We start from the raw sequence: 2,450 nt of genomic DNA, 5'->3' as shown, positions 1-2,450 counted from the left end.
GAGTAATGTATGGGGATCTGCCGAATGGTGGGGGACAACAGTTGGAAACGACTGCTAATACCGCATAAAGTTGAGAAACCAAAGTACGGTTCCGCGAGGACGTACGCCATTTGATGAACCCATATGGGATTAGCTAGTTGGTAGGGTAAAGGCTTACCAAGGCGACGATCTCTAGCTGGTCTGAGAGGATGACCAGCCACACTGGAACTGAGACACGGTCCAGACTCCTACGGGAGGCAGCAGTGGGGAATATTGCACAATGGGGGGAACCCTGATGCAGCCATGCCGCGTGTATGAAGAAGGCCTTCGGGTTGTAAAGTACTTTCGGTAGTGAGGAAGTTTTGGGTATGAAAAGTGCCTAGAATTGACGTTAGTTACAGAAGAAGCACCGGCTAACTCCGTGCCAGCAGCCGCGGTAATACGGAGGGTGCGAGCGTTAATCGGAATGACTGGGCGTAAAGGGCATGTAGGCGGATAATTAAGTTAGGTGTGAAATCCCTGGGCTCAACCTAGGAATTGCATTTAAAACTGGTTATCTGGAGTATTGTAGAGGAAGGTAGAATTCCACGTGTAGCGGTGAAATGCGTAGAGATGTGGAGGAATACCGGTGGCGAAGGCGGCCTTCTGGACAGATACTGACGCTGAGATGCGAAAGCGTGGGGAGCAAACAGGATTAGATACCCTGGTAGTCCACGCTGTAAACGATGTCGATTTGGAGTTTGTTGCCTAGAGTGATGGGCTCCGAAGCTAACGCGATAAATCGACCGCCTGGGGAGTACGGCCGCAAGGTTAAAACTCAAATGAATTGACGGGGGCCCGCACAAGCGGTGGAGCATGTGGTTTAATTCGATGCAACGCGAAGAACCTTACCTGGTCTTGACATCCACAGAATCTTGTAGAGATATGAGAGTGCCTTCGGGAACTGTGAGACAGGTGCTGCATGGCTGTCGTCAGCTCGTGTTGTGAAATGTTGGGTTAAGTCCCGCAACGAGCGCAACCCTTATCCTTTGTTGCCATCGATTCGGTCGGGAACTCAAAGGAGACTGCCGTTGATAAAGCGGAGGAAGGTGGGGACGACGTCAAGTCATCATGGCCCTTACGACCAGGGCTACACACGTGCTACAATGGCGTATACAAAGGGAGGCGACCTCGCGAGAGTAAGCGGACCTCATAAAATACGTCTAAGTCCGGATTGGAGTCTGCAACTCGACTCCATGAAGTCGGAATCGCTAGTAATCGTGAATCAGAATGTCACGGTGAATACGTTCCCGGGCCTTGTACACACCGCCCGTCACACCATGGGAGTGGGTTGCACCAGAAGTAGATAGCTTAACCTTCGGGAGGGCGTTTACCACGGTGTGGTTCATGACTGGGGTGAAGTCGTAACAAGGTAACCGTAGGGGAACCTGCGGTTGGATCACCTCCTTACGAAGTGCTCGTAAGTGTTCACACAGATTGTTTGTTTAGAAGAAAGAGTCACTTTATTGGGTCTGTAGCTCAGGTGGTTAGAGCGCACCCCTGATAAGGGTGAGGTCGGTGGTTCAAGTCCACTCAGACCCACCAATTCAATGGAATTGAGCTTACGAGTTTGAGTCGTTGAAGAAGTGAACACAATGGGGCTATAGCTCAGCTGGGAGAGCGCCTGCCTTGCACGCAGGAGGCCAGCGGTTCGATCCCGCTTAGCTCCACCATTAAAGAAGTCTCTTTTAAAATAAATTATTTTTGTATTTACTTGATTTAGTGGTTAAGTGAATAGAAAGATAAAGCTCTTTAACAATTAGGAACAAGCTGAAAGAAACGAGTTCTCGTTTTTACGGAAGGAAGCGATATATAGATATAGGCGACTGGAAGTAAGAAAGAGAAGAAAGCGTAATTAAAACCAAGACAACTGTGAGTTGTAAGGTTAAGAAATTAAGCGTACACGGTGGATGCCTAGGCAATCAGAGGCGAAGAAGGACGTGTTAATCTGCGAAAAGCGACGGTAAGCTGATAAAAAGCGTAATAGCCGTCGATGTCCGAATGGGGAAACCCAGTGTAGGAAACTACACTATCATCTAATGAATTCATAGTTAGATGAGGCGAACCGGGAGAACTGAAACATCTAAGTACCCCGAGGAAAAGAAATCAACCGAGATTCCCTGAGTAGCGGCGAGCGAAAGGGGAGGAGCCCAAGCGGGTAGCATATCGTATTAGTGGAAGCGTCTGGAAAGTCGCACGATAGAGGGTGAAAGTCCCGTACACGAAGGTGTGATATGTGGAAGCTTATAGAGTAGGGCGGGACACGTGATATCCTGTCTGAAGAAGGGGGGACCATCCTCCAAGGCTAAATACTCCTGATTGACCGATAGTGAACTAGTACCGTGAGGGAAAGGCGAAAAGAACCCCGGGAGGGGAGTGAAATAGACCCTGAAACCGTGTACGTACAATCAGTGGGAGCTGTTACCGTTGGG

At 49.3% G+C, this 2,450-nt stretch carries 2 tRNA genes and 2 rRNA genes; all 4 read left to right on the top strand.

What is annotated here, in order from left to right:
- A 16S ribosomal RNA gene (locus A9G35_RS12750) occupies positions 1-1,428 on the top strand; the annotation flags it as partial.
- Positions 1,429-1,486: 58 nt separating this feature from the next.
- A tRNA-Ile gene (locus tag A9G35_RS12745) sits at positions 1,487-1,563 on the top strand.
- Positions 1,564-1,615: 52 nt separating this feature from the next.
- Positions 1,616-1,691 (top strand) — tRNA-Ala (locus A9G35_RS12740).
- Between the two features lie 210 nt (positions 1,692-1,901).
- Positions 1,902-2,450, top strand: a 23S ribosomal RNA gene (locus A9G35_RS13785); the annotation flags it as partial.

Source organism: Gilliamella sp. Choc5-1, assembly GCF_001690595.1.
GTDB classification, from domain to species: domain Bacteria; phylum Pseudomonadota; class Gammaproteobacteria; order Enterobacterales; family Orbaceae; genus Gilliamella; species Gilliamella apicola_M.
Note: the sequence above shows the minus strand (reverse complement) of the source record. Positions and strands in the feature narration are given on the sequence as shown.